1 protein-coding gene is annotated in these 1,158 nt (G+C 24.9%); it reads right to left on the bottom strand.

The window, feature by feature from the left end:
- Positions 1-507: 507 nt before the first annotated feature.
- Complete coding sequence (locus HNP67_RS06815; protein WP_236845759.1) at positions 508-771, bottom strand: hypothetical protein; 264 nt, start codon at positions 769-771, stop codon at positions 508-510.
- Between the last annotated feature and the right edge of the window lie 387 nt (positions 772-1,158).

The raw sequence follows: 1,158 nt of genomic DNA on the forward strand, positions 1-1,158 counted from the left end.
TAGGTGGCATACTACTATTATAGTATAGTGCAAAATTTAGTTTCGACTATAAAAATCCTCGGAAGTGAAAGTGAGGGAGAAGAAGATTTTTGATTTAGTTAACAATCTCCTTTCGGCGGTAAAGAATTGAAGATTTCCTTATTGAAGAGTAAACTTAGCAGTAATAAATTTAAAATCATTGATCCCAAAAGGATAATAGTAATCCTAAAAAGTAAATAAAATTATAAATTAATGAAATTTTAATGCCACTAAAAGATAGTGCTAACAACATTACGTAGCAATCCAAAAATTTATTTAAAATATTTAAGCTTAGTAAAGCAAAAATAAATAAAATGCTAAGTTTGAACTCCAACGACGAATTCTTTAAAGAAAAAGAAAACAATTTTATTGTATCCAGGCTTATTTTTGAACTATAAAAGAATTTAAAACCTTACTTAATGATTTTAACACATTAAAAAATAAAAAAGGAGAAAAATATTTTCTTTCTTTGGCAAAAGGTTACTGTAACTATTTACTAAATGTGTGCTCTATTTGTGAATTTAAAAAAATCTCATAAATGCCTATTTTAAATATATCCAAAAAATTGAAGTAAAATGGGGCAAATATTGAAAAGTATATTCCCAATATCCCAATCATAGTGCCAAAATCGATTACTAAAAATAAACCCATGGACTGCTTTATAACAAAAAGAATATTTTTCCCAACACTGCTTTCATAGATGTATGAACTGCCAAATTCTCTTAAATTTGAAATTATTTCGTCAATTTCCATTTGTTTTTAAATTGTATACTTTAAATAACTTTTAAGAACTTGATAATTTCCAATTTTGTTATTCATAAATTTCATAAGATATTAAAAGTTGAAAATCAAAATAATCGGGTGCTGATCAAGACAGAAACACAGTCAAAATAAGAAAAATTACATAAGATTTGAAAAAAAATAAAAAAATTCTTAGAAAAGCTCAAAAAATATCTTGTGAATCCAAAAAATTATAAAAAAATCAAAGAAGGCGTAATGCCTCTAAGAAAAAATTAGAATTTTCCAAACCAGAATTAAAAAAATCTTTACCTACAAGTTAATTGTAAAGATTTTTGCAGTTAAGGTAGAAATGAATTTTGAGCTATAATGCACTGAATAATATTAATATTACACTACAAG

The organism is Borreliella californiensis (genome assembly GCF_014205885.1).
Classification (GTDB): Bacteria; Spirochaetota; Spirochaetia; order Borreliales; family Borreliaceae; genus Borreliella; species Borreliella californiensis.